This is a genomic window from Treponema maltophilum ATCC 51939 (genome assembly GCF_000413055.1).
GTDB classification, from domain to species: domain Bacteria; phylum Spirochaetota; class Spirochaetia; order Treponematales; family Treponemataceae; genus Treponema_C; species Treponema_C maltophilum.
This window is the reverse complement of record NZ_KE332518.1, coordinates 1,861,851-1,887,376: the sequence shown is the minus strand read 5'-3', so window position 1 is coordinate 1,887,376 and position 25,526 is coordinate 1,861,851. Positions and strand designations below refer to the sequence as shown.

At 44.5% G+C, this 25,526-nt stretch carries 22 protein-coding genes; 19 read left to right on the top strand and 3 right to left on the bottom strand.

Annotation, left to right across the window (positions count from 1 at the left end; genetic code table 11):
• The first annotated feature begins 1 nt into the window (after position 1).
• On the top strand, positions 2-313 hold the full coding sequence (locus tag HMPREF9194_RS08605; RefSeq protein WP_016525983.1) for a hypothetical protein: 312 nt from the start codon (positions 2-4) through the stop codon (positions 311-313).
• A 147-nt stretch (positions 314-460) separates the two neighbouring features.
• Here the strand turns inward: HMPREF9194_RS08605 and HMPREF9194_RS08600 are convergent, their stop codons facing one another.
• Together HMPREF9194_RS08600 and HMPREF9194_RS08595 are read right to left on the bottom strand one after the other, a co-directional pair.
• The gene (locus tag HMPREF9194_RS08600; protein ID WP_016525982.1) at positions 461-931 is read right to left on the bottom strand and encodes a hypothetical protein; all 471 of its coding nucleotides are present in this window, start codon (positions 929-931) and stop codon (positions 461-463) included.
• A 29-nt stretch (positions 932-960) separates the two neighbouring features.
• Complete coding sequence (locus HMPREF9194_RS08595; protein WP_016525981.1) at positions 961-1,611, bottom strand: DUF2715 domain-containing protein; 651 nt, start codon at positions 1,609-1,611, stop codon at positions 961-963.
• Between the two features lie 179 nt (positions 1,612-1,790).
• Here HMPREF9194_RS08595 and HMPREF9194_RS08590 point away from each other — a divergent pair, with 179 nt between their 5' ends.
• The 4 genes from HMPREF9194_RS08590 (at position 1,791) to HMPREF9194_RS08575 (ending at position 5,834) form a co-directional block, all read left to right on the top strand.
• Entirely contained in the window at positions 1,791-2,948 is a 1,158-nt protein-coding gene (locus HMPREF9194_RS08590; protein ID WP_016525980.1) for an extracellular solute-binding protein, read from the top strand.
• Between the two features lie 155 nt (positions 2,949-3,103).
• The gene (locus tag HMPREF9194_RS08585) at positions 3,104-3,946 is read left to right on the top strand and encodes an ABC transporter permease (protein WP_016525979.1); all 843 of its coding nucleotides are present in this window, start codon (positions 3,104-3,106) and stop codon (positions 3,944-3,946) included.
• A 50-nt stretch (positions 3,947-3,996) separates the two neighbouring features.
• Positions 3,997-4,971 carry an ABC transporter ATP-binding protein gene (locus HMPREF9194_RS08580; protein WP_016525978.1) on the top strand — a complete coding sequence of 325 codons (975 nt, stop codon included), beginning with the start codon at positions 3,997-3,999 and terminating at the stop codon, positions 4,969-4,971.
• Positions 4,972-4,985: 14 nt separating this feature from the next.
• Positions 4,986-5,834: an ABC transporter permease gene (locus HMPREF9194_RS08575; RefSeq protein WP_016525977.1), complete on the top strand. Its 849-nt coding sequence runs from the start codon at positions 4,986-4,988 to the stop codon at positions 5,832-5,834.
• Between the two features lie 192 nt (positions 5,835-6,026).
• Here the strand turns inward: HMPREF9194_RS08575 and iolE are convergent, their stop codons facing one another.
• Positions 6,027-6,926 (bottom strand): myo-inosose-2 dehydratase, encoded by a 900-nt coding sequence (gene iolE, locus HMPREF9194_RS08565; protein ID WP_016525976.1) that lies wholly within the window; start codon positions 6,924-6,926, stop codon positions 6,027-6,029.
• Positions 6,927-7,374: 448 nt separating this feature from the next.
• Here iolE and HMPREF9194_RS12410 point away from each other — a divergent pair, with 448 nt between their 5' ends.
• The 14 genes from HMPREF9194_RS12410 to HMPREF9194_RS08495 all read left to right on the top strand — a co-directional run bounded on the left by HMPREF9194_RS12410 (position 7,375) and on the right by HMPREF9194_RS08495 (position 25,526).
• Positions 7,375-8,934: a glycerophosphodiester phosphodiesterase family protein gene (locus HMPREF9194_RS12410; RefSeq protein WP_016525975.1), complete on the top strand. Its 1,560-nt coding sequence runs from the start codon at positions 7,375-7,377 to the stop codon at positions 8,932-8,934.
• 28 nt (positions 8,935-8,962) lie between these two features.
• Positions 8,963-9,793: a carbohydrate ABC transporter permease gene (locus HMPREF9194_RS08555; RefSeq protein WP_016525974.1), complete on the top strand. Its 831-nt coding sequence runs from the start codon at positions 8,963-8,965 to the stop codon at positions 9,791-9,793.
• Between the two features lie 48 nt (positions 9,794-9,841).
• Positions 9,842-11,086 carry an extracellular solute-binding protein gene (locus HMPREF9194_RS08550; RefSeq protein ID WP_016525973.1) on the top strand — a complete coding sequence of 415 codons (1,245 nt, stop codon included), beginning with the start codon at positions 9,842-9,844 and terminating at the stop codon, positions 11,084-11,086.
• Positions 11,087-11,089: 3 nt separating this feature from the next.
• Positions 11,090-11,971 carry a carbohydrate ABC transporter permease gene (locus HMPREF9194_RS08545; RefSeq protein WP_016525972.1) on the top strand — a complete coding sequence of 294 codons (882 nt, stop codon included), beginning with the start codon at positions 11,090-11,092 and terminating at the stop codon, positions 11,969-11,971.
• A 195-nt stretch (positions 11,972-12,166) separates the two neighbouring features.
• Complete coding sequence (locus HMPREF9194_RS08540; protein WP_211209558.1) at positions 12,167-13,393, top strand: ABC transporter substrate-binding protein; 1,227 nt, start codon at positions 12,167-12,169, stop codon at positions 13,391-13,393.
• A gap of 110 nt (positions 13,394-13,503) precedes the next feature.
• Positions 13,504-14,382, top strand: coding sequence for a carbohydrate ABC transporter permease (locus tag HMPREF9194_RS08535; RefSeq protein WP_016525970.1), 879 nt, complete (start codon positions 13,504-13,506; stop codon positions 14,380-14,382).
• On the top strand, positions 14,375-15,217 hold the full coding sequence (locus tag HMPREF9194_RS08530) for a carbohydrate ABC transporter permease (RefSeq protein ID WP_016525969.1): 843 nt from the start codon (positions 14,375-14,377) through the stop codon (positions 15,215-15,217). Before HMPREF9194_RS08535 ends, HMPREF9194_RS08530 begins: the two co-directional genes overlap by 8 nt.
• A 24-nt stretch (positions 15,218-15,241) precedes the next feature.
• Positions 15,242-16,903, top strand: coding sequence for a DUF4091 domain-containing protein (locus HMPREF9194_RS08525; protein ID WP_016525968.1), 1,662 nt, complete (start codon positions 15,242-15,244; stop codon positions 16,901-16,903).
• Between the two features lie 7 nt (positions 16,904-16,910).
• A complete protein-coding gene (locus HMPREF9194_RS11935) occupies positions 16,911-18,806 on the top strand; it encodes a helix-turn-helix domain-containing protein (protein ID WP_016525967.1) in 1,896 nt (631 codons plus the stop codon).
• Positions 18,807-19,008: 202 nt separating this feature from the next.
• Complete coding sequence (locus tag HMPREF9194_RS08515) at positions 19,009-19,806, top strand: 5-deoxy-glucuronate isomerase (RefSeq protein WP_016525966.1); 798 nt, start codon at positions 19,009-19,011, stop codon at positions 19,804-19,806.
• Positions 19,807-19,828: 22 nt separating this feature from the next.
• Positions 19,829-21,751 carry a 3D-(3,5/4)-trihydroxycyclohexane-1,2-dione acylhydrolase (decyclizing) gene (iolD, locus tag HMPREF9194_RS08510; protein WP_016525965.1) on the top strand — a complete coding sequence of 641 codons (1,923 nt, stop codon included), beginning with the start codon at positions 19,829-19,831 and terminating at the stop codon, positions 21,749-21,751.
• A 36-nt stretch (positions 21,752-21,787) separates the two neighbouring features.
• Positions 21,788-22,801 carry an inositol 2-dehydrogenase gene (iolG, locus tag HMPREF9194_RS08505; protein WP_016525964.1) on the top strand — a complete coding sequence of 338 codons (1,014 nt, stop codon included), beginning with the start codon at positions 21,788-21,790 and terminating at the stop codon, positions 22,799-22,801.
• A gap of 131 nt (positions 22,802-22,932) precedes the next feature.
• A complete protein-coding gene (locus HMPREF9194_RS08500; RefSeq protein ID WP_016525963.1) occupies positions 22,933-23,877 on the top strand; it encodes a sugar ABC transporter substrate-binding protein in 945 nt (314 codons plus the stop codon).
• 128 nt (positions 23,878-24,005) lie between these two features.
• On the top strand, positions 24,006-25,526 hold the full coding sequence (locus HMPREF9194_RS08495) for a sugar ABC transporter ATP-binding protein (protein WP_016525962.1): 1,521 nt from the start codon (positions 24,006-24,008) through the stop codon (positions 25,524-25,526).

Here is a 25,526-nt window from a genome sequence, read left to right as displayed (position 1 = left end):
TATGAAAACCGTCGTTTTTTGTTTGCTTTTTATTGCGGCGGGAATTTTTTGCATTGCCGCCCGCATTTTTATAAAGCGTAAAACCTCGTCGCCCGCGATGGCCGGCGATGAGCACCGCGCTTTGCGCCGTTTGAATCTTATAAGTTCGCGCTTTGTACTCGTTTTGGGGTTTGGCACCTTGGGTGCGGGCGCTGCGGTGCCGTTTTTTCCGCACTGTGTCGATATCATTACGCTCGGTTATATCGCGTTTTTAACGCTGCTGTTAATCGCGCTGCTGATTTTTATAAGCGCCGATTCGAAAAAGCGGAAATAAGGTATGTAAAAAAGGTCATTATAAAAATCAAGGGAACTGTTCAAAAACTGATTCTTAAAATAATTTCCTTACAGAATAAGCCGATAGGCTTGCAGTTTTTTTACAGTTCCCTTAATCAAATATTAAAGTAAAAGAGGCACGATTCGCTTACTTTAATTTTACCGCAATTCCCCGTATTTGGACGGAAACAGTTTGTTTTTCGTTTTCAGAGGCAATTTTTGTTTTTGTGCGCACAAAAAAAATGGCGTCGGCTTGCAGTTCGTCCGCTTGCGCGATCATCTTATATACGGCATTTGCAAGCGCCGCGTCAAAGGGTGTTTGCGGAGCTACAGCGGCTTTTTCGCCGATATTAAGATAAATTGCATCGAATGTATCGAGGCTGCCGTAATTTCCGGTGTCGCCTTCAAATAAGCCGACCGATGTCCGCCTGTTTGAAACGGTACTTTCACCGCTTACGCGGCCGACAACCGTATACGCTTCATACGGGATCTCCGGCAGAGCCGGTTCGCCATGGCGTATTCTGTTTATTTCACTTACCGTAGGCGAAACGCTTGTACATGCCGCTAAAATCAAGGCGGCTATAACCGAAACAAAACATACATTAAAAAATTTTTTCATACAAAGTTCTCCTTATTCTCTTAAAGTAATTATAATTTAAAGACGGGGCCGACTTTTATGCTGAAGGCATTTATATAGTCATAACCGCCCGATCTTCCTATCATACCGAGACCGATTCCGTCCGTAATGCAAGCCGCTATTCCCGTTTTTTCATTCAAAAAATACGTATAATTAAATCGAAAAGCCAGTGCGCCTAATTCCGCCAACATTGCAGATCCAAAGGCATACGCCGTTTGCAAGCCTGCACCGAATTCGAATTGATGATTTTGCAGTATTGTTGAATATCCCAAAAGAAGCTCGCCCATCCAACCGGCGATGAACCCGGTTCTTTTATACATATTAAAACCATAGTAGTCCCTCTCCGTATAATCAATAGGCCCTGCGACAAGGGCGTTATTGAACCAAAGGGTAAAGCCCGAATTTCTGCGATACATAAAATCCGCGCCCAGTAAAAGCGTATTTGCGCTGTTGCTGCTGCCCAATGTGAGATGATTTGCGTATCCTATGGTCGGCGTAAGAAAACGTCGGCCTTTTATGCCGCCGCTTTTCTTTTCGGCAGTTATACCGTTCATACCGTTTTCGAAAGGAGAACGGTATGTTCCGCGCGGCAAAAAGTTCTGCGCAAAACAAAACGGCAATGCAAAAAAGAATATTGCCAAAGCCGTACACAACTTTTTCATCTTTAAAGCTCCTCCTCTTGTGTTTCGAAGATTTTCTTTTATATTACCCCCCCCCCCCCCCATTTTGTCAAGTAAAAAAAAGCCAAATTTCTGATTTTTTTTCCTTGCGCGATAGAAATTCTCGTGCTAAACTATTTAAATCATATTCAGATTTTTTTCACAAAAAGGAGTACAAACACATGAAAAAAAATCGGATTTACGCGGTTCTCTCCGTGTGCGCCGCGTTATCGCTTTTGTTTACTGCGTGCGGAAAAAAAGCGCAGGCAAAAGACAACAAAACCGTCAACCTTTGGGCAACCGGTTCGGACAATGTCCGCCAAATATTTGAAGCGTTGGCAACCGATTTCAACACGAATTCCGAATACGCGGGAAAGTATGAAATCAAATTGAATTTTATGCTCAGCGGCACGGGAACGCAGTCTCTGGTCGATATGCTTACGGCGGCCTATAAGGCGAAGCAAACCAAAACCGATTACGATTTGGTCGATTTGGGCGGCGACGATTTGTCGCGCACGGTTTCGCTTATCGGTGAGCAGGGCTTTTTGAAAATCGATCCGGCCAAGGTGCCCAATGCGGCCGGGGTTTCCGCTCAGCCGCCGACGGCAAAGGGTAAGTTGCAGCCGTACCGCGGAACGACCGTCGTTCTTGCCTACAATTCCAAAACGGTTCCCACTCCGCCTAAAACCACCGACGAATTGACGCAGTGGATTATGGATCATCCCGGACGCTTTTCTTACAACACGCCCGGAACCGGCGGTGCCGGCGATTCGTTTGCGCGCACGGCCGTGTACAACTTTATTTCGGATCCTGCGGCGATGATGAGCGACGACGAAAAATGGACAAAAGAATGGGATCCCGGATTCGGCTATTTGGCGAAAATCCATCCGTATATGTATAAATCCGGCGGAGCGGTTGTGTATCCCAATAAAAACCAGGGAACGCTCGACCTTCTTTCCAACGGCGAAATCGACATGTGCCCCGCATGGGCGGATATGCTGCTTTCGCAGCGCGCTGCGGGAACGGTCCCCGAATACATCAAAATGTGCACGATCGAACCCTCTTTTACCGGTTCCGTTCAGGGCTTGATTGTTCCGAATTTCGGTTCGAACAGCGACGGCGCCTTTGCGTTTATCAATTACATTTTGAGCGAGCAGACGCAAACCATGCTCGTGCGCAAAATGGCCGCCATTCCGCTTGTCGATACGACAAAGATGGACTTAACCGGCTATGAAGATTTGCGCGACCTCGACGTAAGCAAATTCCGCGTTATGTCTATCGGCGATCTTTCGACCGCCTTTAATGAACGCTGGGATGTGGAAATCAGTACGCTGAAGTAGTTTAAAAAAACGGGGGAGGGTGCCTGAAGGGTGAACTTTTCGGCGCCCTCCGCTGAAGTTTTTCTACCGCGTTTTTCGCAGCCTTTTAAAATCATTTAAGAAAGCAGCCAAACAATAATCGGCGTTTCCCGATTGAATCGCTTTTCGGAGTTTTTATGTTCAAGTATTTGAATCCCAAACGTTTTTATTTTGCCGTCGGGCGCAAACGTTTTATTGAGTTTATCATCTTTGCCGTATTTATTTTGTTTTTTTACGGCCCGCTTTTAAACATGTGTATGCTGGCCTTTGCCGACACGTACACGGTACCGGCCGTATTTCCCCAACAATGGGGAATAAAATGGTGGAAATTTATTTTCGGCCAGCAAAGCCTCGTGTCTTCGATTGTTCAGTCGTTTACCGTCGCCGCAATTACGACTATGTGTTCGATGGTGCTGTGCATTCCCGCGGCCTATGCGCTTGCCCGTTTTAAATTTCCCGGCAGAAAGATTTTTATGCTTTCGTTTTTACTGACGAATGCCTTCCCCAAATTGGGAATTTATACATCCATAGGTATTTTGTTTTATAAATATAATTTGATGGGCACCCTTGCCGGCGTCGTCATCATTCACATGATCAATTCGATGATGTTTATGGTGTGGCTTCCCGCAAGTGCGTTCCGTTCCGTACACCGCCAGCAGGAAGAAGCTGCGCGCGATGTGGGTGCCGGTCCCTTGCGCACCTTTTTTTCGGTAACGCTTCCGATGGCTATGCCCGGCATCGCCGTCGCGACGTTGTATACTTTTTTGGGTTCCATGGAAGAAGCCCAGGGAACCATGCTCGTCGGCTTGGGGCGCATAAAAACCATGCCGGTCGAAATGTACGGTGTTATTCTCGATTACCCGGGACAAGCCGGAGCCGTTTTTGCGCTCATACTGATTGTTCCGTCTTTGGTGCTTATATTGGCAATGAGAAAATATATCGGACCTGCCGCTATTGCCGGCGGTTTTAAAATGAAATAAAAACGCGTTTTCAAAGTTGTCTTTAAAATGTTTACAATGCGAGGAAAAAGATGAATGAAAATAAAGAAAATCGGCCGGTAAAGCTTGAAATCCGGAATATGTCGAAGCTGTATAAAAACGGCGACGGGGTACAAAACATAAACTTGAGTATTTATGAGGGCGAAATCGTAACCATGCTCGGACCTTCCGGCTGCGGTAAAAGTACCATTTTGCGTACGATCGGCGGCTTTTTGGATGTAACTTCGGGCGATATTTTAATCGACAATAAATCGATTGTTGCGCTGCCGCCGGAAAAACGGCCGACGGCTATGGTCTTTCAAAGCTATAACTTGTGGACGCACATGACCATTTACGAAAATCTTGCCTTCGGCCTTAAGCTGCGTAAAATTCCGAAAGCGACGATTAAAACCGAAATCGAAAAATATTTGGAACTTGTATCCATGAGCGGCTGCGAAAAAAAATATCCGGGGCAGCTTTCCGGCGGCCAGCAACAGCGCATTGCGATTGCGCGTTCTTTGATGCTCAAGCCCGAAGTGCTTTTGCTCGACGAGCCTTTTTCGGCCCTTGATGCGAAAATCCGCCAGCAAATGCGCGAAGAGCTCAAAAAGATTCAATCGGAACTGGGCATTACGGTTGTGTTTGTTACGCACGACCAGGAAGAAGCGATGGGAATTTCACACCGCATCGTCGTTATGAATAAGGGCGTGTTCGAACAAATCGGTACCCCCACCGAAATTTACGACAAGCCCGCTTCGCGCTACGTTGCTTCGTTTATCGGCGATATGAACTTTTTGAATCACAACGGAAAAATTATCGCCGCCCGCCCGGAAGATATTACGATAAGCGAAAAAGCTTCGGATTTTTCCGGTACAATCCGCACGATTATGGTACTCGGCCACTACGAAGAAGTAACCGTGCAATGCGGAAATTCGATTGTGCGCTGTTTTGCGACGCGCGAACAGGCAAAAAATCTGGCGCCCGGACAACAGGTTCACTTGGGCTTAAACCGATATCACGAGTTTTAAAAAGGGGCGCGGTTATGAATAAAACGATTAAACAACGCTTGGTTGCATACGGTTTGGTGATGCCCGCGTTTTTAACGGTTATGGCGGTCGTTGCCCTTCCGATTATCGCTGCGGTACAAAAAAGTTTTACGCACCCGAAAACCGGAGAATTCACGTTTGAAAATTACCTGTTCTTTTTTACGACAAAACGCGAATTGACCAATTTGGGCTTTACCTTGTTCGTCGTTGTTATGACGGTGGTTATCGCGATTACGGTTGCCTATCTTTTGGCTCTGTTTTTGCGCTTTGTCGATTCGCCCTTTTCGCGCGCAATCGGCAGTTTGTATTTGCTTCCGCGATTCGTTCCCGGCCTTGTCGCCGTGTATGCGATGATTACGATTATCCGCGATTCCGGTCTTATAAACCGCATTTCGAACGTGTTCGGCGCGGACATTAAGCTCGGGCTTATGTACCATGCGGGCGGCATGATTCTTATGAACCTGTGGTTTAACATTCCCTTTGCCGCTCTTATGATTACCGCGGGTTTGAGCGCCGTTCCCGATTCGATAATCGAAAGCGCGCGCGACGTCGGTGCAAGTAAAATCCGCGTGTTCTTTTCGATGATTTTGCCCCTGTCGCTTAAAGACATTGTCGTTGCCGGAACCTTTGTGTTTATGTCAAATGTCGGCGCTTTTACGACGCCGTATTTGATGGGCGGCAACTTTCCGAAAATGCTCGGCATTTCGCTGTTCGATCAATTCAATAAGTATTTGCGCTACGAACGCGCGGCCGCACTTTCGGTCATTATGTTTTTGCTGTGTTCCGTGTCGGCAGGCGTGTACATTTATACGAACTTAAAAGAAAAGGCGTGGGAAAAGAATTAGCCGGAAAAGCAAAAGGGCATCCGGTTTGCCTTTTCCGCGGCAAACCGGACTTTGACGAGGCTGTCCAAAAACTTCAGTTTTTGGACAGTTTCCTTAATTGTAGATGCGATGTTTTCACTCGCTGTATTATCGCGAGTGAAAACTCGGCGACATATCGAAAAAAAACGCTAAAAGCGGTTTTTTCGATATGTCCTATATCTTTGCGTGTTCTTTTATAAAGGCGCGCGCCATTTTGGCGTATTTGAACGGATTCGCTTTTGCCGGATCCTGTTCGGCTTCCACCAAAATCCAACCTTCGTATTTGTTGTCGGCAAGCAGCTTGAATACCGTGTCGAAATCTATGCAGCCGTCGCCGGGAACGGTAAACGCGCCGTTTTTAACTGCGGTTAAAAAACTCCAGCCGTTGTCTTTTACCTGCTTGAGGACTTTCGGCCGAACGTCTTTTAAGTGTACGTGTCCGACGCGTCCTATGTGTTTTTTCAAAATGGCTGCCGGGTCTTCGCCTGCAAAAGTGAAGTGTCCCGTATCGTAGCACAGGTACACATAACGCGGGTCGGTTTGTTCCATCATGCGTTCCGTTTCGGTAAGGCTTTGCACAACCGTTCCCATATGGTGGTGATAGCACAGCTTAAAGCCCTTGTCCGTCGCAACCTTTCCCAGTTCGTTTAATCCCGTCGTAAAGGTTTTCCACTCCTCATCGTTCATCACGTGCTTTTTGTTTTGCAAAACGGGAACATCCATCTTACCCTGTATGCTGTAGCTTTGTTCGCTCACGTTTATGCGGTTTGCTTTTACCGCGCTTAAAAAATCCAATTCTTTTTTAAAAGAAGCGACATTTTCTTTCAGCGGTTTGGTCAGCAAAAAAGAACTGTACCAGCGGCTTGCAATGCGCATACCGCGCAAGTCGAGCGCTTCTTTTAAAACCGCCGGATCCGACGGATACTTGTTGCCGATTTCGCAGCCCGTAAAACCCGCCAAAGCCATTTCGCTTATAATTTGCTCAAAGGTATTTTCTTTGCCCAATTCCGGCATATCGTCATTGCACCAGCCGATCGGCGCAATACCCAAAAAAACCGCATCCTTTTTAAACATACTTCCTCCTAAAAAACTTTTGAAGCAAGTGTCAACTTGCGAAAAAGTTTTTTCGCGCTTTCGCAAACGAGAGTTGAGAAAGCGCAATAGATAACGAGTTTGCAACGCAAACTCGGCATAAAAAGTGCCGGCGCCATTTCAGACGGCGCTTTTTATCGCTCCTCCTAAAAAACTTTTGAAGCAAGTATAGAGCCTCGCGGCTCTGTTCTGTAAAGAACCGATTTACGCGCCCGCTCGCGCAGGCAGCGAATCAACTTGCGAAAAAGTTTTTCTTATTTACCACATCATAGAGCATAACGATAAAATTTGCAAGAAAATTCATAAGTGCACATATAATTACTCAAAATATAACCGATTTTTGAAAAACTCTTTAAAATATTTGACAGCGCCGAATTCTCATGTTATAGTTGAACAATATCGTTGAAGGATTTTCTAAAGGAAGAATGCTATGTCCGAAAAATTGATTTTATTGACGGCCCACAGCGGCTGTGAAAATACGGTACCGAATTCCGCCGAATATATACAAAAGGCGCTCGATCTGCCCTGCGACATTATCGAAATCGATGTGCGCAAAAGTGCGGACGGATTTTATCTTTCGCACGATGCGCCGCACGGAAAGTCCGCCGTAATGCTCGATGAAGCGCTCGAATTCTTGGGTAAAAAGCCTTCCGTCTGCGTCAACTTCGATTTAAAAGAAGATATTGTATGCTCGCTTGCCGAATATTTGGAACAAAAGAATTTTATGTACCGCGCGTTTTTCAGCGGTTCGGTTTCGCAGGAAAGTTTTTGCGCGCTTAAAAACGGCAAAGGTCGCGTCCTGTTCAATATAGACGGCGCTTCTTTAAAGTCCGGCGCCGATTCTTTTTTGCGCGATTTAAAACAAAAAATGCCTGGTTTAAAGGCGCTCAATTTATATTATAAAGACGCTTCGAAAGACCTTGTCGACGCTTGCCATACACAGGGGCTGAAGGTTTTTGTATGGACGGTTGACGGCGCAAACGACGTAAAACGTATGATCGATTTCGGCGTTGACGGCATAACGGCAAACCGCGTCATTCAAGCATCGGAATGTCTGTTGAGTGCGCGATCAAAGAAATTTGAAGGACTGTACGATATCGTGTGCATCGGTCCCGTGTCAAAAGACATTATGATCGACCACTTGGGCAACGAAGACCGTCTGCTCGGCGGCGCGATAATTCAATCGGGCTATGCCGCGTACGGTGCGGGTTTTAAAACGGCCGTGTGCACCAAATGCAACGATACGGACAGTTCAACGCTTGCCGAATTGGATAAGGCGCCCATGGACGTGTACCGTTTTTTCAGCGCCGATACGACTTCAATCCGCAATACCTATTTTACGGCGGACAAAGAACAGCGCACGTGCGATTTGATCAGCGAATCCGATCCCTTTTATGCCTGCGATATCTTAAAAGTTCCGGCGCGCATTTATCATTTTGCAGGTTTAACCACCGACGATTTTGACGATACGCTTTTTGTCGCCGCACTCGGCCACGGTAAAATCGCCGTCGATGCCCAGTGCCTGCTCCGGCGCCCGACAACCTCCGGCTCCATGGATTATGCCGATTGGAAAAATAAACGCACGTATTTATCCTATATAGATTATTTTAAAACCGACGCAAAAGAGGGCGAAATCCTGACCGGCTTATCCGATACGCGCAAGGCCGCCGCGCAGCTGTGCGATTGGGGCGCAAAAGAAGTACTCATTACGCACAATACCGAGGTTATCGTGCGCACGCGCGATTTTTTGTACAGCTGCCCGATAAAGGCGCGTTCCCTTGCCGGCCGCACCGGGCGGGGCGACACCTGCTTTGCGACCTATATCGCCGAGCGCAACACTTCTTCCATACCCGAAGCTTTACTGTTTGCAACCGCGCTCGTATCGCTTAAGATGGAAACAAAGGGCCCCTTCCGGGGAACGCGCGCCGATGTCCGCAAGTATATAGAAAACTTTTATACGGACGAGGACGTACGCTCCGTTTCCGTGTAAAAACGCGTTTTGGGAATAGGATGTTTTTATGAAATATAAAATAAGGCCTCTTAAAGCGTTGTTTCTTGCGATTGTGTTGCTTTGGACTTTGTTTCCCATCTATTGGATGCTGTCGCTTTCCATCCGCAGCAATGCCGAATTAACGGCAAAGCTTTCCATTCTGCCTCACTCTTTTACTTTCAGCCATTTTGTTTCGTTGTTCAAATTTAAGCATATAGGTAATTCGATCGTAAACAGTTTGCAGGTTGCTTTGGTTTCGCTTGCGATTGCGGTATGTGCCGGTGTTCCCTGCGCGTATATATTTTCGCGCGCACGTTTTGCTTTTCGTTTGAAAAAGACGGGGATTTTGTGGGTGCTTTTGCTCAGAGTTTTGCCGCCGATCGCTTTTGCCATTCCGCTGTACGTTATGATGAACCGTATCGGCTTGCTGGGGACGAAAATTCCCATAGTCTTATCGCATATACTTTTAAACATTCCTTTTATTATTTGGTACTTGGTAAGCTTTTTTGCGAACCAGCCGAAAGAATTGGAGGAAAGTGCGAAAATCGACGGTGCGGGAGAATGGACGGTTTTTTTGAAAATCATTTTACCGCTTATTCTTCCCGGCCTTGCAGCCGTACTGATTTTAACCTTTATGACTTCATGGAACGAATATCTGTACGGCGTTATTTTCGTACAAAAATCGGATCACTATACCGTCCCCCTTATATTGGCGACGTTAAACAGTGAACAGGAACTGGCGCAATGGGGAAACATAGCCGCAGGCGGCGTGCTTTCGGTTATTCCGGTGTCGCTTTTTGTGCTTTTTGCTCAAACGTATCTTATAAAAGGTTTGGCCGGCGGCGCCGTAAAAGGTTAAGCCTTACCGAACCGACAAACTTTTTTAATATATTTTTAGGAGGAGAAAATGAAAAAAGTAAAAATCGCTGCGGCCCTTGCGGTCTTTGTTGCCGGGATTGTATGTTTTTCGGGATGCAAGGGAAAGAATGAAAGCTCGGTATCTTCTACGGGAAAAATCGTTTTAACCGTTGCCGCGCGCGGCGGTACGCATACCGATGTTATCGAAGCCGTAAAGGGCGATTTCGAACAAAAAAATAATTGTACGGTAAACGTACTTGCTTTCAGCGCGGACGACTTAAAACAGCACGCCGCTTTGGATTCCATCAACACAAAAGGCGTATACGATTTGGTGATGATCGACGATCCGGTTATGCCCGAATTTACGGAAAACGGCGTTTTGCAGAATTTAACCGCAATGGGCTATAAAGACGATACGGACTTTGTGGAAAAATCTTTGGCTTTGGGAAAAAGCCCGTATGCGACAGGCGATACCTATGCGCTGCCTTTTACGGGAAACGTTCAGCTTTTCTTTTACAATGATTCCGTTTTAAAAGATGCGGGAATGCCGCTGCCGTCGTCGTGGGAAGATGTGCTGAAAACCGCAAAAAAAATAAAATCGGCGGGAAAAGCCGGTTATGTAATCCGCGGCCAGCAGGGAAATCCCATTGTATCCGATTTTTTGCCGGTTTTATGGGCTTACGGAGGCGATGTATTTGATGAAAACTGGAACGTTGTCGTAGATTCGCCCGAAGCAAAAAAAGCTTTAAAAATGTACTGTGATTTGTTTGCCGCCGGTGCCAATTATGAAAAGAACGATATTGTCGCTTCCGTTGCGAACGGTAATGCGGGTATGGCTTTGGGCTGGCCTTCGTGGTTTATTTCTTCGTCAAACGCTCAAGCTTCCTATGCCGCAATTCCCGATCGCGTATCCTCGTCTTCGGAAAAACACGCAACAGGTATGATCGGCAACTGGATGATGGGTATTACCGCAAACAGTACTCATAAAGAAACGGCTTTAAAACTTTTAACTTATTTAACAAGTGCGGAAGTGCAAAAGTCCGCAGTTGATAAGGGCGGCGTTCCTACACGTACAAGCGTTTTTACCGATTCCGCAATAACCGCAAAATATCCGTATTTCAGCGTTATTTACGAAGGCACCAATAATTCGGTCGTACGCCCGCGCACACCGAAATGGTCGTCCGTTGAAAATGCATTCGGCATAGAACTTTCGAATGTCGTTTCCGCAGGAAAGAGCATCGACGACGGTTTGGCTGCCGCAAAAAAAGCTATAGAAGAAATAATGGCAAAATAATATATGATAAAGACAAACAAATCTTTTATATATTCCATGATATTGCCTTCGGCGGTGCTGTTGACGGTACTCAGTATTTTTCCGCTGTTTTTTACGATAAAAAACAGCTTTACCGATTATTATCTGTTGTCGAAAACACGCTCGTCTTTTATAGGAGTGCGTAATTACGTCAATATTTTTAAAGACGCGTATTTTCAAAAATCGCTTTGGAATACCGTTAAGTTTACCGTACTTGCCGTCATCGCCGAAACGCTTTTCGGGCTTGTGCTGGCGCTTTTTGTAAACAGTTTGCGAAAAGGTCAGCACTTAGTCCGTACGCTTTTGCTGCTTCCCATGCTTGTGCCTACCGTTACGGCGGCCCTCATATGGCAGACGATGTTTTCAAATAACAACGGAATTATCAATCAGATGCTCGAGTTTGTCAAAATGTCTCCGGTAAACTGGCTTATGGATGTAAAGACGGCGTTTAATGCGATTCTTATTATAGATATTTGGCAGTATACGCCGCTTTCTTTTTTGCTCATTTATGCCGAACTGCAAACCGTTCCGCAGTCGCAGTATGAAGCCGCCGATATAGACGGGGCTTCATATTGGAATAAATTAATTCATATTATTCTTCCCGATATTTCAACGGGCATAGGTATGGTCGTTTTGCTGCGTACGATAGATACATTCAGATTGTTCGATAAAATCAATATCTTAACGCGGGGCGGGCCGGCAAATTCAACCGCAACAATCAGCCAGTATATTTATCAGTACGGTACAAAGAATTTGCAGATAGGTTATTCGGGCGCCGCTTCCGTTATAATGACCGCAGCGGTGCTTATTTTGGCAAGCACATATCTGATAAAAAGATTCAAAACGGACATAAAAGCGGTCGGATAAATTTTTAATAATTAACATTTTTTTAACTTTATAAATTATCTGAAAATCGAAAAAAATGATAATTTACAAATTCGAAAACGCGGATTAAAATCCTTTCATGACGTGTTCGAACATTACGTATCATTAACACATTGAAAAGGAGCGTGTACAATGAAAAAAACTTTATTAGCGGCTTTGTTATGTATATCAGTCGCAATGGCGTCATTTGCGTCGGGATCTTCCGACAGCGGTGCAAAACGGTCGGACGGGAAAAAACAATCGCTTTTGCTGTGGCTGCCTCCGCTTTCATCCGGTAAGTCGCTGGATATGCAATTTTGGACCGAGACCCTTAAACCTTGGGCGGATGCAAACAACTGTAACCTGACGATTGAAATTACTCCTTGGGGCGGATATGAAGAAAAATATCTTACCGGTTTTGCAGCCGGAGAAGGCCCCGATGTCGGCTACATGTATCTTGAAATATTTAACGATTTTATCGAAATGGGAACTTTGGCCGACATTGCTCCCTATTTTACACAAAAAGAAAAAGATAATTATATTTATTGGAAACAGGGAAATATGAAAGGCGCGCAATATGCATTGCCCTTTGTTGTCGGTAATCCTCGTGTTCCGTTTTTTAATACGGATATTCTCAAAAAAGCCGGTTGGAACACGCTGCCGCAAACATGGGACGAGCTGATTCAATGTGCGCTGGATGTAAAAAAACTTAATCTTCCCGGTGTTATGCCTATCGCTATGGAATGGGCGGATTCTTCCATCGGCGCTTTGAATAATATTTTTTATCCGTATTTGTGGCAGGCGGGCGGCGAAATTTACAATAAAGAAGGCAATAGAGTTGCGTTAATGGATAACGATGCGGCGGTCAGAGTTGCACAGTTCTTGCATGATTTACGTTTTAAATACGATGTACTTCCCAAAGAAAGTCTTTCGCTTAACACCAGTTCCGTGAGAACCTTGTTCACACAGGGAAAGATTGCGATTGCGAGTATGGATGCCAAATCTGCAAATGCTTTAAGACAATCCGGAGTAAACTGGACGTATCTTCCCAGTTTTAAGGATAAAACAAAAGCGATTTGGGTAGCTTCCGATGCGCTCATAATGAGTAAAGCGTGTAAGAATAAAGAATTGGCGGCTTCTCTTATGAAATTTATTACAAGCAAAGAAACGATGACGCTGTTCCACACACAAATTGCCGCATTCCCGGCTATTACGCGTGATGAAGGTTATAATGCCGATCCCGCTTTTAAAAGCTTGTTTGATAATGAAAGTAAATATTTCCGTACCCTTCCTGTTGCCGAAGGCGCTTTTAAAGTTATGGACAATCTCTTTAAGAATTTGCAGCTTATGATGCTCGGAGATATCAGTCCCGAAAAAGCCATATCAAATACGGTTGATTACAGTAAAAGCGTTATATCAAAGTAACTGTTAAAAAGTTGTAAGACGGGGCTGTCTTAAAAGCTTGTTTTAATAGAAGCTGCCCGACTATCGGGATTTTCGGGCAGCCCCGATTTTATTGTGTAAGGAAATACGGAATGAAAAAAAACACCGGATCGGATTTGGGATTTTGTCTGCTGTATATACTGCCCAGTTTTATATTACTGATGACTTTTTCGATTATTCCGATTTTAATGAATATTTTTTTAAGTTTTACGTCATATAACGTTATACAAAGGCCGCAGCCGGTTTGGTTTGATAACTATCTGCGTATGCTTAAGGATCCGTACATCGGCGCTTCATTTAAAAATACCGTTTTATTTACGCTTATTATTGTTCCCTGTCAAACGGTTATTTCCTTATTGCTTGCGGCTATCATTGCTGCAAATTTTAAAAAGACTTTCGGCAACTTTGTGCGCAGTGCGCTGTTTATTCCCGTTATCGCTTCATCGGTTCTTGTCGGTACGCTTTGGTCGTTGTTGCTTTCTTCGTACGGTCCGATAAACGAATTGCTGAAAATATTCGGATTGCCGGCCGTAAACTGGTTCGGTGGAAAGATTTCAAGCATTATCGGCATCAGTGCGGCAACAGTTTGGAAGCATATCGGTTATTTTCTTGTTATTTTTTACGCGGGAATCCTCGATATACCTGCGAGTTTGTATGAAGCCGCAAAGGTTGACGGAGCCAATCCGATACAGACTTTCTTTAATATTACGCTGCCCGGTTTATCGAAAATCACCTATTTGATTATTACGCTCGGTACAATATGGTCGTTTCAGATTTTCGATATGGTGTATACAATGACCGGCGGCGGGCCGGGATTATCTACCGTAACACTTGTATTGACGATCTATAATACGGCTTTTAAAGAATACAATATGGGATATGCAAGTGCAATCGCGTTGTTGATGTTTATATTGGTTGTAGTAATTCAAGCTGTGCAAAAAAAACTTTTAGCGGGCGGTAAAGATGAGTGATACAAATATAAAAACAAAAACAAAAATAAAAACGTATATTTTTAACTCCATTTTCGGAATAATACTTTTTGTGTTTTCCGTCTCGGCAATTTTTCCTTTTGCCTATATGATTTTGGTTTCATTTACGCAAAAAACGATGCTTAATTTTGATTTTAATGTACGCGAATTCAATCTGAGCAATTACGACTTGGTTTTTAAAAATTTTAATATCATCGTTAATTTACGCAACAGTTTTATTGTTACCGGTTGCGCCTGTTTTTTTAATGCACTTATCAGTTCTATGGCCGCATATGTGTTTGCAAAAAAGCAATTCAAAGGCCGTGATACGCTTTTTGCCCTATACATTGCGACCTTGATGATACCCGGACAGGTTACGCTGGTGCCCGTATTTCTTATTATGAAGTCCTTAGGATTATTAAATACCTACCCCGCATTGATTTTTCCTATCGTTAATGCGTTCGGCGTTTTTTTAGTAAGACAATTTATGCTAAGTATCCCGAACGATTTATTGGAAGCAGCCAGAATCGACGGTTGTTCCGAGCATAGAATCTTTTTTTTGTTGGTGCTGCCGCTGATAACAACCGTATTGGTTTCATTAACGATCTTTACCTTTATATCGAGCTGGAATGATTTTTTGTGGCCGCTGGTTATTGCGTCGAAACCGCATATGAAAACATTAACCTTGGCCATTGCGGCGTTAAAAGGCAGTTACACAACCAATTACGGTTTGGTTATGGCAGGTTCGACATTGGCATTTTTACCCCCGTTTATTTTATATCTTATATTGCAGAAGCGATTTGTCGAAGGGATTGCATTAAGCGGAATTAAAGCGTAAACTTGCCGAAAGAAGAGGAGAGATATGAGCGCATTTGAGTTTTTTTTAGCTTCTTCGCTTGAAAAAGTTTTTGCCGACTCGAGGCCGAAACCTTTGTACGATTATACTTTTAACGGGTTAATCGGCGATCGCATTGCGTTTCAATTGGTGTACTCCGTACACGGAAATCACGGAAGATCTCCTCTTCCGGAATTCGACGTTACGGTATCGGGTATTGATGTTCCTGTTCGTTTACGGGATGTCATATCGGTGCCTTCCCACTATCCGGTGACGGATAAGCGGGATAAAAACTATTTGCGAACAGCCCCCGGTTTGTATCCCGACCTGCTCGTTCCGTCTTCCGGGAAAATAAAACCCGTTTCCGATCAGTTCGGGAGCGTGTGGATCGACGTGGATTTATCTTCCGCAAAGGCCGGAAATTATCGGCTTTGTGTTGCCGTTCGTTCAGAGAGCAATACGTCTCTATCGAAAGAATTATATGCGGATCTTGAAGTAATAGACTGCGAGCTGCCCGGGCAAAAACTTATTCATACCGAATGGTTCCACACGGATTGTCTTGCCGACTTTTATGCAGTGCCGGTTTTTTCCGAAGCTCACTGGAAAATAATAGGCAATTTTATACACGCCGCGGCACACGATTGCGGAATCAATATGCTTTTAACGCCTATATTTACACCGCCTTTGGATACCGCCGTCGGCGGGGAACGAACAACGGTACAATTGGTATCCGTTACAAAGACCAAGGGCGTTTATTCATTTAATTTTACTTTATTGGAACGCTGGTGCAGGTTGTGCAAAAAAGAAGGAATTACCTATCTTGAAATTGCACACTTTTTTACGCAATGGGGTGCGGAATCGACGCCTAAAATAATGGCAAACGTGGACGGTGTTGAAACAAAACTGTTCGGCTGGCACACGGCTGCCGACTCGGCTGCATATAAAAAATTCTTAACCGCTTTTATTCCCGAACTTATACGGGTATTGCATGACGAAGGCTTCGATAAAAAACATATAATATTTCATGTATCGGATGAACCGCATGAACAGCATCTGCGTTCATATCTTAAAGCAAAAAAAATTATAATACCCCTGCTCAAGGGCTATACGGTTATGGATGCGCTTTCAAGCTATGATTTTTATAAAAAAGGAGTGGTTTCGCATCCGATTCCTTCAAATGATCATATTCAACCTTTTATAGATCACAAAGTTAAAGACTTGTGGGTGTATTATTGTGTTTCGCAAAGCGTTGACGTACCTAACAGATTTTTTTCCATGCCGAGTTCGCGGAACAGAATAATGGGCGTATTGTTGTATCTGTATAATATAAAAGGCTTTTTACATTGGGGTTTTAATTTTTACAATACGCAGTTTTCAAAAAAACACATTAACCCTTTTATTACTACCGATTGCGGTTTTGCCTTTCCTTCCGGCGATGCGTTTTTAGTGTATCCCGCACCGGACGGCAGCGCATATGCTTCGATCAGAAATGAAGTACAAATGGAAGCTTTTGCGGATTTGCGCGCGCTGCAAAAAGCGGAATCTCTTGCAGGGCGTTCAAAGGTATGCGACATAATTCATGAAGGACTCGATTATCCGATAACTTTTACCAAATATCCTTTGGAAAGCGAATATTTAACGCAATTACGTTATAAAATCAATACATGTATACGCTCATATACGGAATGAAGGGCGAATGCTTATACGAATCCCGAAAACAAGTCGGCAGTGGATAAAATCGATAATGCTCGTTGCGGCACTTGTTCTTTTCTTTTGTTCACTGGTGTCGGCTTTTATTTTATTTTCGTTAAAAGATACTTTACTTGCAAATGCGGTAAATACGGCGGAATTTACGAAGAGTACGATAGATACCGTTTTGTTGGAAATACAAAAATATGTTTTTGCCTTGGATTTACATCCGGTTAATATCCGTATGAAAAAAATTAAAAATACAAAAGAGAGATATTCTGAAGAATTGTATACGTTTACCAATCAATTGCAGGATTATAAAAATATCCATTCTGCGATAGGTAGTATTTATATTTGTTATCCGTACGCGAATTTGATTATCGGGAATTTAGGCTGTTTCCCCGTACAATCATATTGCATGTTGGAAAACGATTTTTTTGTGATGCATATTGATGAAAAGGCTTTTGTTGCGCAAAGCAACAGCGGTTTTATTGCAGTCGCCGCCGACGACAAATCGCAATTATATTATGTAAAATTATTATATTATCAAGGAGAAAAAACCGGTTATATCGTAATAAAATTACGTACGAATGAATTATTAAAAAATATAACTCAAAGCATATCTTCCGATGTAAACTATAAAGCATACGGTATTTTATTCGATAATCAATTAGTCGATTATACCGGTTCGGAGCACATAATACATGCGTTTGCCGACGGAAATTTTTTGCTTCGGAAACCTTTTTCCGATATTTTTATTGTATCGTCTTCCTTCTCTCCGAATCTTCGATATGTGTCCTTTTATTCATATAACGATATTTTCAGGCCGCTGTATGTACTTTTGAGTATATGCATAATATCGTTTTCGGTAATATGTCTTGCAGCTTTATCCCTTTCGTATTTTATCAGTCTTAAAAATCTAAAGCCGCTGAATCTTTTGTTAAAACAAATCGGCATAGATCCGCTTGCGGAAGAAGATACGATAAAAGCAATATCGCAAAAGATCAATAACTTAATGAATGAAAAAAATATACAAATGGCAAAATTGCAATCGCGACAGGATACCTTAAACGGTTTGTTTTTAGCACGCCTTATAGAAAAACCGTGTTCAAGCGAAGCGGAAGCTTTTTTGCTGGCGAGACAATACGATATTATGTTTGAGTTTCCTTTTTTTGTCGTATGTGTAATGGCGCTGAACGAAGGCGACCGGGCACAGTATGATAAAGAATTAATACGTTTTTTTAAAGAATATGACTATGAAGCGGCAGTCATTTGTAAGAATAATGCATATGTTATCCTATTAAACAGCGAACAATTTAAAACTTCTTCTTTTTTTTATACAATCATAAAGAAAGCCGCCGATATTTTTCCTAAAGACATACAATTTGCAGCCGGAATCGGTTTGTGTTATGATACGCTGAAAGATATTCCTGCAAGTTATAAAGAGGCGCTGGAGGCTTTGAATAATTCTTTACAGGTTTGCACCGACAATGTTTTTTGTTATAACCGAACCGAAACGGACAATGATCGATACGACGATTTTCAAAAGACTTTATCGGCACTTAAAAAGAACGAAACGGCGGGAATGCTTTTGGCGCAAAAGGCGAAAGAAATAATCGAACGGGATTTTAAAGATCCGCTGTTCGGGACATATCGTATTGCGGAAGAGTTGGGTATCAGTAACTCTTATCTTTCTACCGTGTTTAAAAATACCTATGCTATAGGTACCGTGCAATACATTACGCAGTTGCGCATAAGCGAGGCAAAGCAGTTGCTTTTTACAACGGATTCCGATGTAAAGGAAATAGCTTTGGCTGTCGGATTTTCAAGCGATATTTCGTTTATCAGAGTTTTCAAAAAATATGAATCGACTACGCCCGGAACTCTGCGAAAAAAGAAATAAATCCACAGTGCAGGTAAACTCTTTGTTCTTTTGTGGATAAGTTTTAGTATTTGTTGCCTGTGCATTAAAAATATTTATTGACATCGTTGTAAAGTCATGGTAGTTTGTATGTATCATAATAGTTATAAATTCAATTCGGCGAGACGGTAAATGGTGTGCGTTTTGCCGCTTTTTATGCGTATGCCGATATGCGGGAGGTTTTGTGTATATACAAAAAAATGCCGTAAAAGGATACAATTCTTATATCGATTCAAAAAAAGACGATTGCGGAACGATGATGGATGTGGGGCTTTTGATTTTGGATGCGGGAGAAAGCTTTGTTTTCCCCGGTACGGAATCGGAAGCGCTTTTTTTGCTGTTTTGCGGGAAAGTGCGCTTTAAATGGAACGGAATCGAGCGCGACTGCAGCCGCAAAAACGAATTTGAAGAAGACGGATGGTGCCTGCACGTATGCGCCGGAACCGAAGTTACGATTACCGCGCTCGCTCACAGCGAACTGTATGTGCAAAAAACGATAAATGAACGCAGCTTTGAATCGAGGCTCTATGCGCCTTCGGATGTGATTGTTCAGCATGCGGGAAACAAGGGCGAATTGATGGGCTGTATGCGGCGCGAAATAAAAACGTTTTTCGACTACGACAACGCGCCGTATTCGAACATGGTGCTCGGCGAAGTGCTGAATTTTCCCGGAAAGTGGTCGTCGTATCCGCCGCACCATCATCCCCAGCCGGAAGTGTATTTTCACCGCTTCGATAAACCGCAGGGCTTCGGCGTAAGTTTTGCAGGCGGAGAAATCTTCAAGTCGGCACACAACGGGCTCACCGTTATTACGAGCGGCTTCCATTCTCAGGGCGCGGCTCCCGGCTACGCGATGTGTTATGTATGGGGTATCCGGCATTTGGACGGCGATCCGTGGAAAAAAACGCGTATCGACGATAAAGAGCATGCATGGCTTTGGGAAAGCGATGCAAACGATCATATTTTTAAAGAACGACAATAAAGAGCAATAAAAGGAAGAAAAAATGGAAACGGTACGTTTGACGACGGCCCAAGCGCTGGTCAGGTTTTTGGAAAATCAGTATATACGCTGGGACGATAATGAACAGCCCTTTGTAAAAGGCGTTTTTTTGCTGCCCGGACACGGGAACGTTGTTGGTTTGGGTCAGGCATTGACTCAGGAAGCAAAGCGCCTTGAAGTGTATCAGGGTAAAAACGAGCAGGGGCAGGCCCATGTCGCGGTAGCCTTTGCAAAGCAACGCAAGCGCAAGCAGATTTTTGCCGTAACTTCTTCGGTCGGGCCGGGGGCAGCAAATATGATAACGGCCGCGGCGACGGCAACGGCGAACAATATTCCCGTTTTGCTTTTGCCCGGCGACGTCTATGCATGCCGCCAGCCGGATCCGGTTTTGCAGCAAATCGAGCAAACTCACGATTTGTCGCTTTCGACGAACGATGCGTTCCGCCCCGTGTGCAAATACTGGGACCGCATTGTGCGACCGGAACAGCTTATGTCCGCCATGCTCAACGCAATGCGCGTACTGACCGACCCTGCCGATACGGGGGCGGTGTGCATTGCTCTTCCGCAGGATACGGAGGGAGAAGCCTACGATTATCCGGTTTCGTTTTTTGAAAAACGCGTGCATTATCTTGCCCGCCGGCCTGCCGAAAAAGAGGCGTTGCAAAGGGCGGCCGATCTTATTAAAAAGGCAAAACGCCCCATGCTTATCTGCGGCGGCGGCGTACGCTATTCGGAAGCTCATGCCGAATTCGCTTCGTTTGCAAAAACATTCGGCATTCCCTTCGGCGAAACCCAAGCGGGTAAAAGCGCCGTCGTGTGGACAGATTTTTACAATTTGGGCGGTATCGGCGTTACGGGAACCGCGTGCGCAAACGAAATCGCCAAAACGGCCGACCTTGTAATCGGCGTGGGAACGCGCTATACCGATTTTACAACCTCGTCGAAATGGCTGTTTAACGAAAAAGCGCGTTTTATAAACATTACCGTATCTCCTTTCCAAGCGGCCAAGCTCGACGCCGTGCAGCTTATCGCCGACGCGAAAACCGCTCTTAAAGACTTAAAAAAACTGTTAAAGGGCTATAAAGCGAATTACGACGCCGACATTAAAAAGGCGAAAGACGCTTGGATAAAAGAACTTGAGCGTTTGGATTCGCTGCGCTTCGATTCGGACTATGTGCCGAATATAAACGATGCGAATGCGTCGTCGGCCGCCCGCTTTGCAAAGGACGTCGGCACGAGTTTAACGCAAACCCGCGCGCTCGGCCTTATCAATATGCTGACCGAAAAAAACGCCGTGGTTATCGGTTCCGCCGGAAGTCTTCCCGGCTGTATGCAGCGCATGTGGCGGCCGCGCGCAGTCGATACGTACAATATGGAATACGGTTATTCGTGCATGGGCTATGAAGTGTCGGGCGCTTTGGGTATTAAATTTGCCGAACCGGATAAAGAAGTGTATTCGATGGTCGGCGACGGAAGCTTTGTGATGCTGCATTCGGAATTGCTGACCGCAGTGCAGGAACATAAAAAAATTCACCTCTGCCTTTTCGACAACGCAAGCTTCGGCTGCATAAACAATTTGCAGACGGGGCAGGGAAACGAAACCCTGTGTACCGAACTGCGCTACCGCTCTTCGGACGGCAAACTGCGCGGCAAATTTTTGAATGTCGACTATGCCGCCATTGCCCGCGGTTACGGGGCGCGCGCATGGACGATACGTACCGAAGAAGAACTGAAAAAAGCTTTTGCGGAAGCGAAAAAAGTAAAAGACGTTCCGGTTCTCTTCGATATAAAAGTGCTTCCCAAATCGATGACTGACGGCTACGGTTCGTGGTGGCGTGTCGGATTTGCCGAAGTGTCCGATCGCAAAGCGAACAGGGATGCGTGCAAAGATCAGCTTGAACATATAAAAACCGCCCGTAAATATTAAAGCGGGCATTAATCGGAAAGTTTTTTGGAGGTATGGATGAAAAAACAATTAAAAATCGGCGTTATCGGAGCGGGCCGTATCGGAAAGCTGCACGCTTTCAATTTGGCGACGCGCGTTCCGGGCGCAAAGCTCACCGCCGTGTCCGATGTGGATAAAAAAAGCGCGGAAAAACTTGCCGCCGAATTGGGAATTCCGGCCGTTTACAGCGATTATAAAAAGCTGTTGGCGGATCCGGAAGTTGAAGCCGTATTTATCTGTTCGTCGACCGATACACATTCAAAGATTTCGGCGGCGGCGGCAAAAGCCGGCAAGCACATCTTTTGCGAAAAACCCATAGACCACAATATCGCAAAAATTAAATCCGTGCTCGACGCCGTTAAAGAAAGCGGAATAAAGTATCAAGTCGGTTTTAACCGCCGCTTCGACCGCAACTTCCGCCGCGTAAAAGAAGCCGTTAAAGCGGGTGAAGTGGGACAAGTGCGCATTATAAAAATCACCTCGCGCGACCCCGCGCCGCCTCCCGTCGAATACATAAAAGTTTCCGGCGGCATCTACGCCGATATGACGATCCACGACTTCGATATGATGCGCTATCTTTCCGGCAGCGAAGTTGTTGAAGTGAGCGCAGCCGGCACCTGTTTGGTCGATCCGGCTATCGGAAAGGCGGGCGATGTGGACACCTGCGTTATTACGCTGCGTTTTGCAAACGGCTGCCTGGGCGTTATCGATAACTGCCGCCAGTCGTCGTACGGCTACGATCAGCGCGTCGAAGTATTCGGCTCAAAAGGACAAATTATCGCCGACAACGAAACGGCAAACAATACCGTCGTGTACACCGATAAGGGCGTAAACCGCGAAAAACCGCTGCACTTTTTCCTGGAACGCTATAACGACGCCTATATTGCCGAAGCGAAGGAATTCGTCGAGGCTTGTTTGAAAAACACCGACACGCCCGTCGGCGCCTTCGACGGATTGCAGCCCGTTCTTATCGCTCTTGCCGCACAAAAATCGAGCGATAAAGGCGGCACACCCGTAAAGGTAGGAAAGTAAAAACGTAAGAAGGGAAGCGGCGGTAAGCGTCGCCGCCTCCCTTGCTGGATTGTTCTGCGTTATATTCGTCTTCGCAATTTCGGCGGAAACGAGTTGACGATAAAAACCGTTTCAAATTTAGGAGGAAATGAATGAAAAAACGTGTTATTACGGCATGTGCGGTATTTATTTTTGCCGCTTCGGTTTTTGCCGCAGGAGGAAAAGAATCGTCCGGGAAAAAAATTAAAATAGGTTATTGTATAAACAACTTCAACGATACTTTCCAAACCTATATTGTCGATGCGATTAAAGCATATTTAGCCGACAAACCCGAAGTTGAATTCCTTACTGCCGACGGACAGGAAGACGTTATTATTCAACAGGATCAAGTCAATTCGCTTATTACGAAAGGTGTTAATGCATTGATTGTCGTTCCCGTTGATACAAGCGCGATGGCACCGATTACGCGCGCTGCTGCCAACGCGGGGATCCCTCTGTGCTATGTAAATCGTAATCCCTATCCCGACGGGAAACTTCCGCCGAATGTATATTATGTCGGTTCTCAGGAAATTACCGCCGGTGAAATGCAAATAGAATATATCGGCAAAAAGATGAACGGGAAAGGCGGCGTTGCGATTTTACAGGGTATTTTAAGCAACGAAGGAGCATTGAAGCGCACGGAAGGAAATGAAAAAATTATTGCGCAAAAATTCCCCAACATAAAAATTCTTGCAAAAGAAACGGGTAAATGGCAGCGCGACCAAGGGATGGCTATTACCGAAAATTGGTTGACCGCTTACGGAAAATCTTTAAATGCGATTCTTTCCAATAACGACGAAATGGCGTTGGGAGCGGTACGCGTTCTTAAAGAAGTCGGCCGTACAGATGTATTGGTTATCGGTATTGACGGAATTCCCGATGCCCGTGCGGCAATCAAAGCCGGCGATTTAGCGGGATCCGTTTTGCAGGATTCAAAGGGGCAGGGCGAAGGTTCGATAACGACGGTATTAAAAGCGCTGAAAGGTGAAAAACCCGAAAGCGTTACGTGGATTCCTTTTAAATTGATTACCCCTGAAAACGTAAAAGAATTCGATTAATTGATAAAGTAAATATAACGGGGAGTTTCGATTAAACCGTGAAACTTCCCGTTTTCCCGTACCAGCGGGTTGGTTATAATTTTTTTTGCATAAAATTCAATCGAATACCGAACGTGGAGGAAACGAATATGAATACCGCCGATCCTTTACTGGAAGTAAAAAATATTACAAAAGTATTTCCCGGTGTTATAGCGTTGGAAGATGTCGGCATGGAAGTCCGCAGAGGCGAGGTTCATGCACTCATAGGCGAAAACGGAGCGGGAAAGTCAACCCTTATGAAATGCATTATCGGAATGTACAGACCGACAAAAGGCGAGATTTTTTTTGAAGGTAAAAAACGCGATATAGGTACGACAAAGCAAGCTTTGGATTTGGGAATTTCGATGATTCATCAGGAATTATCTCCTGTTTTGCATCGTCCTATAATGGAAAATATATGGCTGGGACGCGAACCGCTGAATAAATTCGGCTTTGTGGATCATAAAAAAATGTATGAAGATACGCTTGAATTGCTTTTATCGATCGACATGCAAGATGATCCTAAAACCTTAATGCGCGATTTAACCGTAGCAAAAATTCAAATGGTGGAAATCCTAAAAGCCGTATCGTATGATGCAAAGCTTATCATTATGGATGAACCGACTTCTTCTCTTACAAATCATGAAGTTGAAGATTTGTTTCAAGTTATCAGACGCTTAAAATCTCAAAACCGTTCGATTATCTATATTTCGCATAAAATGGACGAAATCTTTGAAATAGCCGACAGGGTTACGATCTTTAGGGACGGTAAGTATATAAAAACTGCGGATACATCCGGTATTTCGATGGATGAAATTATAAACCTTATGGTCGGCCGCGATGTTTCCGGTTTATTTCAAAAGCAAACGACCGAACCGGGACAGGTAATTTTGGAAGTTCAAAACCTTTCTTCCGGCAAAAAGTTTAAAGACGTATCGTTTACGCTTAAAAAAGGCGAAATACTGGGATTTGCCGGTTTGGTCGGTGCCGGGCGAACTGAAGTGGTTGAAACTTTGTTCGGTGTGCGGCCTAAAACAAGCGGAAGAATTCTGTTGAACGGCGAAGAAGTCCGTATCGGTAATGCCAGAGATGCAATCGGCCACAAAATGGCTTTGCTTACCGAAGAGAGGCGCGAAACCGGCATTTTTCCCGTTTTGTCCGTCGATTATAATATGGTCGTCGCCAATATGAAAAAGTATTTGCGCAAAAGCGGTTTTTTAAACTTTAAAATGGTTAAAGAAGATTGCGATAAATACGTGCGCGATATTAATATTAAAACGCCGAGTTTGAGTCAGCAAATACAGTTTTTAAGCGGCGGCAATCAACAAAAGGTATTGGTAGCGCGCTGGCTTTTAACATCGCCGGATATTCTTTTTATGGACGAGCCGACACGCGGTATCGATGTCGGAGCAAAAACGGAAATTTATAAATTGATTGAAAAACTTGCTCAAAGCGGTAAAAGTATCATTATGGTGTCTTCGGAGCTGCCCGAAATTATCGGGTTAAGCGACCGTATTGTCGTATTTCATGAAGGTTCCGTTACCGCAATCCTTGAACGTTCGGACGGGTTCACTCAGGAAAATATTATGACCTATGCGACCGGAGCTCAAAAACAGGAATCGGTTGCCTGA

What these genes read in the sequence shown, in the direction of transcription:
- HMPREF9194_RS08500 (WP_016525963.1), top strand. Translation starts at nt 22,933, where the DNA reads ATGAAAAAACGTGTTATTACGGCATGTGCGGTATTTATTTTTGCCGCT.
- HMPREF9194_RS12410 (WP_016525975.1), top strand. Translation starts at nt 7,375, where the DNA reads ATGTCCGAAAAATTGATTTTATTGACGGCCCACAGCGGCTGTGAAAAT.
- HMPREF9194_RS08575 (WP_016525977.1), top strand. Translation starts at nt 4,986, where the DNA reads ATGAATAAAACGATTAAACAACGCTTGGTTGCATACGGTTTGGTGATG.
- iolG (WP_016525964.1), top strand. Translation starts at nt 21,788, where the DNA reads ATGAAAAAACAATTAAAAATCGGCGTTATCGGAGCGGGCCGTATCGGA.
- HMPREF9194_RS08540 (WP_211209558.1), top strand. Translation starts at nt 12,167, where the DNA reads ATGGCGTCATTTGCGTCGGGATCTTCCGACAGCGGTGCAAAACGGTCG.
- HMPREF9194_RS08530 (WP_016525969.1), top strand. Translation starts at nt 14,375, where the DNA reads ATGAGTGATACAAATATAAAAACAAAAACAAAAATAAAAACGTATATT.
- HMPREF9194_RS08495 (WP_016525962.1), top strand. Translation starts at nt 24,006, where the DNA reads ATGAATACCGCCGATCCTTTACTGGAAGTAAAAAATATTACAAAAGTA.
- HMPREF9194_RS08535 (WP_016525970.1), top strand. Translation starts at nt 13,504, where the DNA reads ATGAAAAAAAACACCGGATCGGATTTGGGATTTTGTCTGCTGTATATA.
- HMPREF9194_RS08580 (WP_016525978.1), top strand. Translation starts at nt 3,997, where the DNA reads ATGAATGAAAATAAAGAAAATCGGCCGGTAAAGCTTGAAATCCGGAAT.
- HMPREF9194_RS08555 (WP_016525974.1), top strand. Translation starts at nt 8,963, where the DNA reads ATGAAATATAAAATAAGGCCTCTTAAAGCGTTGTTTCTTGCGATTGTG.
- HMPREF9194_RS08590 (WP_016525980.1), top strand. Translation starts at nt 1,791, where the DNA reads ATGAAAAAAAATCGGATTTACGCGGTTCTCTCCGTGTGCGCCGCGTTA.
- HMPREF9194_RS08585 (WP_016525979.1), top strand. Translation starts at nt 3,104, where the DNA reads ATGTTCAAGTATTTGAATCCCAAACGTTTTTATTTTGCCGTCGGGCGC.
- HMPREF9194_RS08605 (WP_016525983.1), top strand. Translation starts at nt 2, where the DNA reads ATGAAAACCGTCGTTTTTTGTTTGCTTTTTATTGCGGCGGGAATTTTT.
- iolE (WP_016525976.1), bottom strand. Translation starts at nt 6,926, where the DNA reads ATGTTTAAAAAGGATGCGGTTTTTTTGGGTATTGCGCCGATCGGCTGG.
- HMPREF9194_RS08550 (WP_016525973.1), top strand. Translation starts at nt 9,842, where the DNA reads ATGAAAAAAGTAAAAATCGCTGCGGCCCTTGCGGTCTTTGTTGCCGGG.
- HMPREF9194_RS08600 (WP_016525982.1), bottom strand. Translation starts at nt 931, where the DNA reads ATGAAAAAATTTTTTAATGTATGTTTTGTTTCGGTTATAGCCGCCTTG.
- HMPREF9194_RS08595 (WP_016525981.1), bottom strand. Translation starts at nt 1,611, where the DNA reads ATGAAAAAGTTGTGTACGGCTTTGGCAATATTCTTTTTTGCATTGCCG.
- HMPREF9194_RS11935 (WP_016525967.1), top strand. Translation starts at nt 16,911, where the DNA reads ATGCTTATACGAATCCCGAAAACAAGTCGGCAGTGGATAAAATCGATA.
- iolD (WP_016525965.1), top strand. Translation starts at nt 19,829, where the DNA reads ATGGAAACGGTACGTTTGACGACGGCCCAAGCGCTGGTCAGGTTTTTG.
- HMPREF9194_RS08525 (WP_016525968.1), top strand. Translation starts at nt 15,242, where the DNA reads ATGAGCGCATTTGAGTTTTTTTTAGCTTCTTCGCTTGAAAAAGTTTTT.
- HMPREF9194_RS08545 (WP_016525972.1), top strand. Translation starts at nt 11,090, where the DNA reads ATGATAAAGACAAACAAATCTTTTATATATTCCATGATATTGCCTTCG.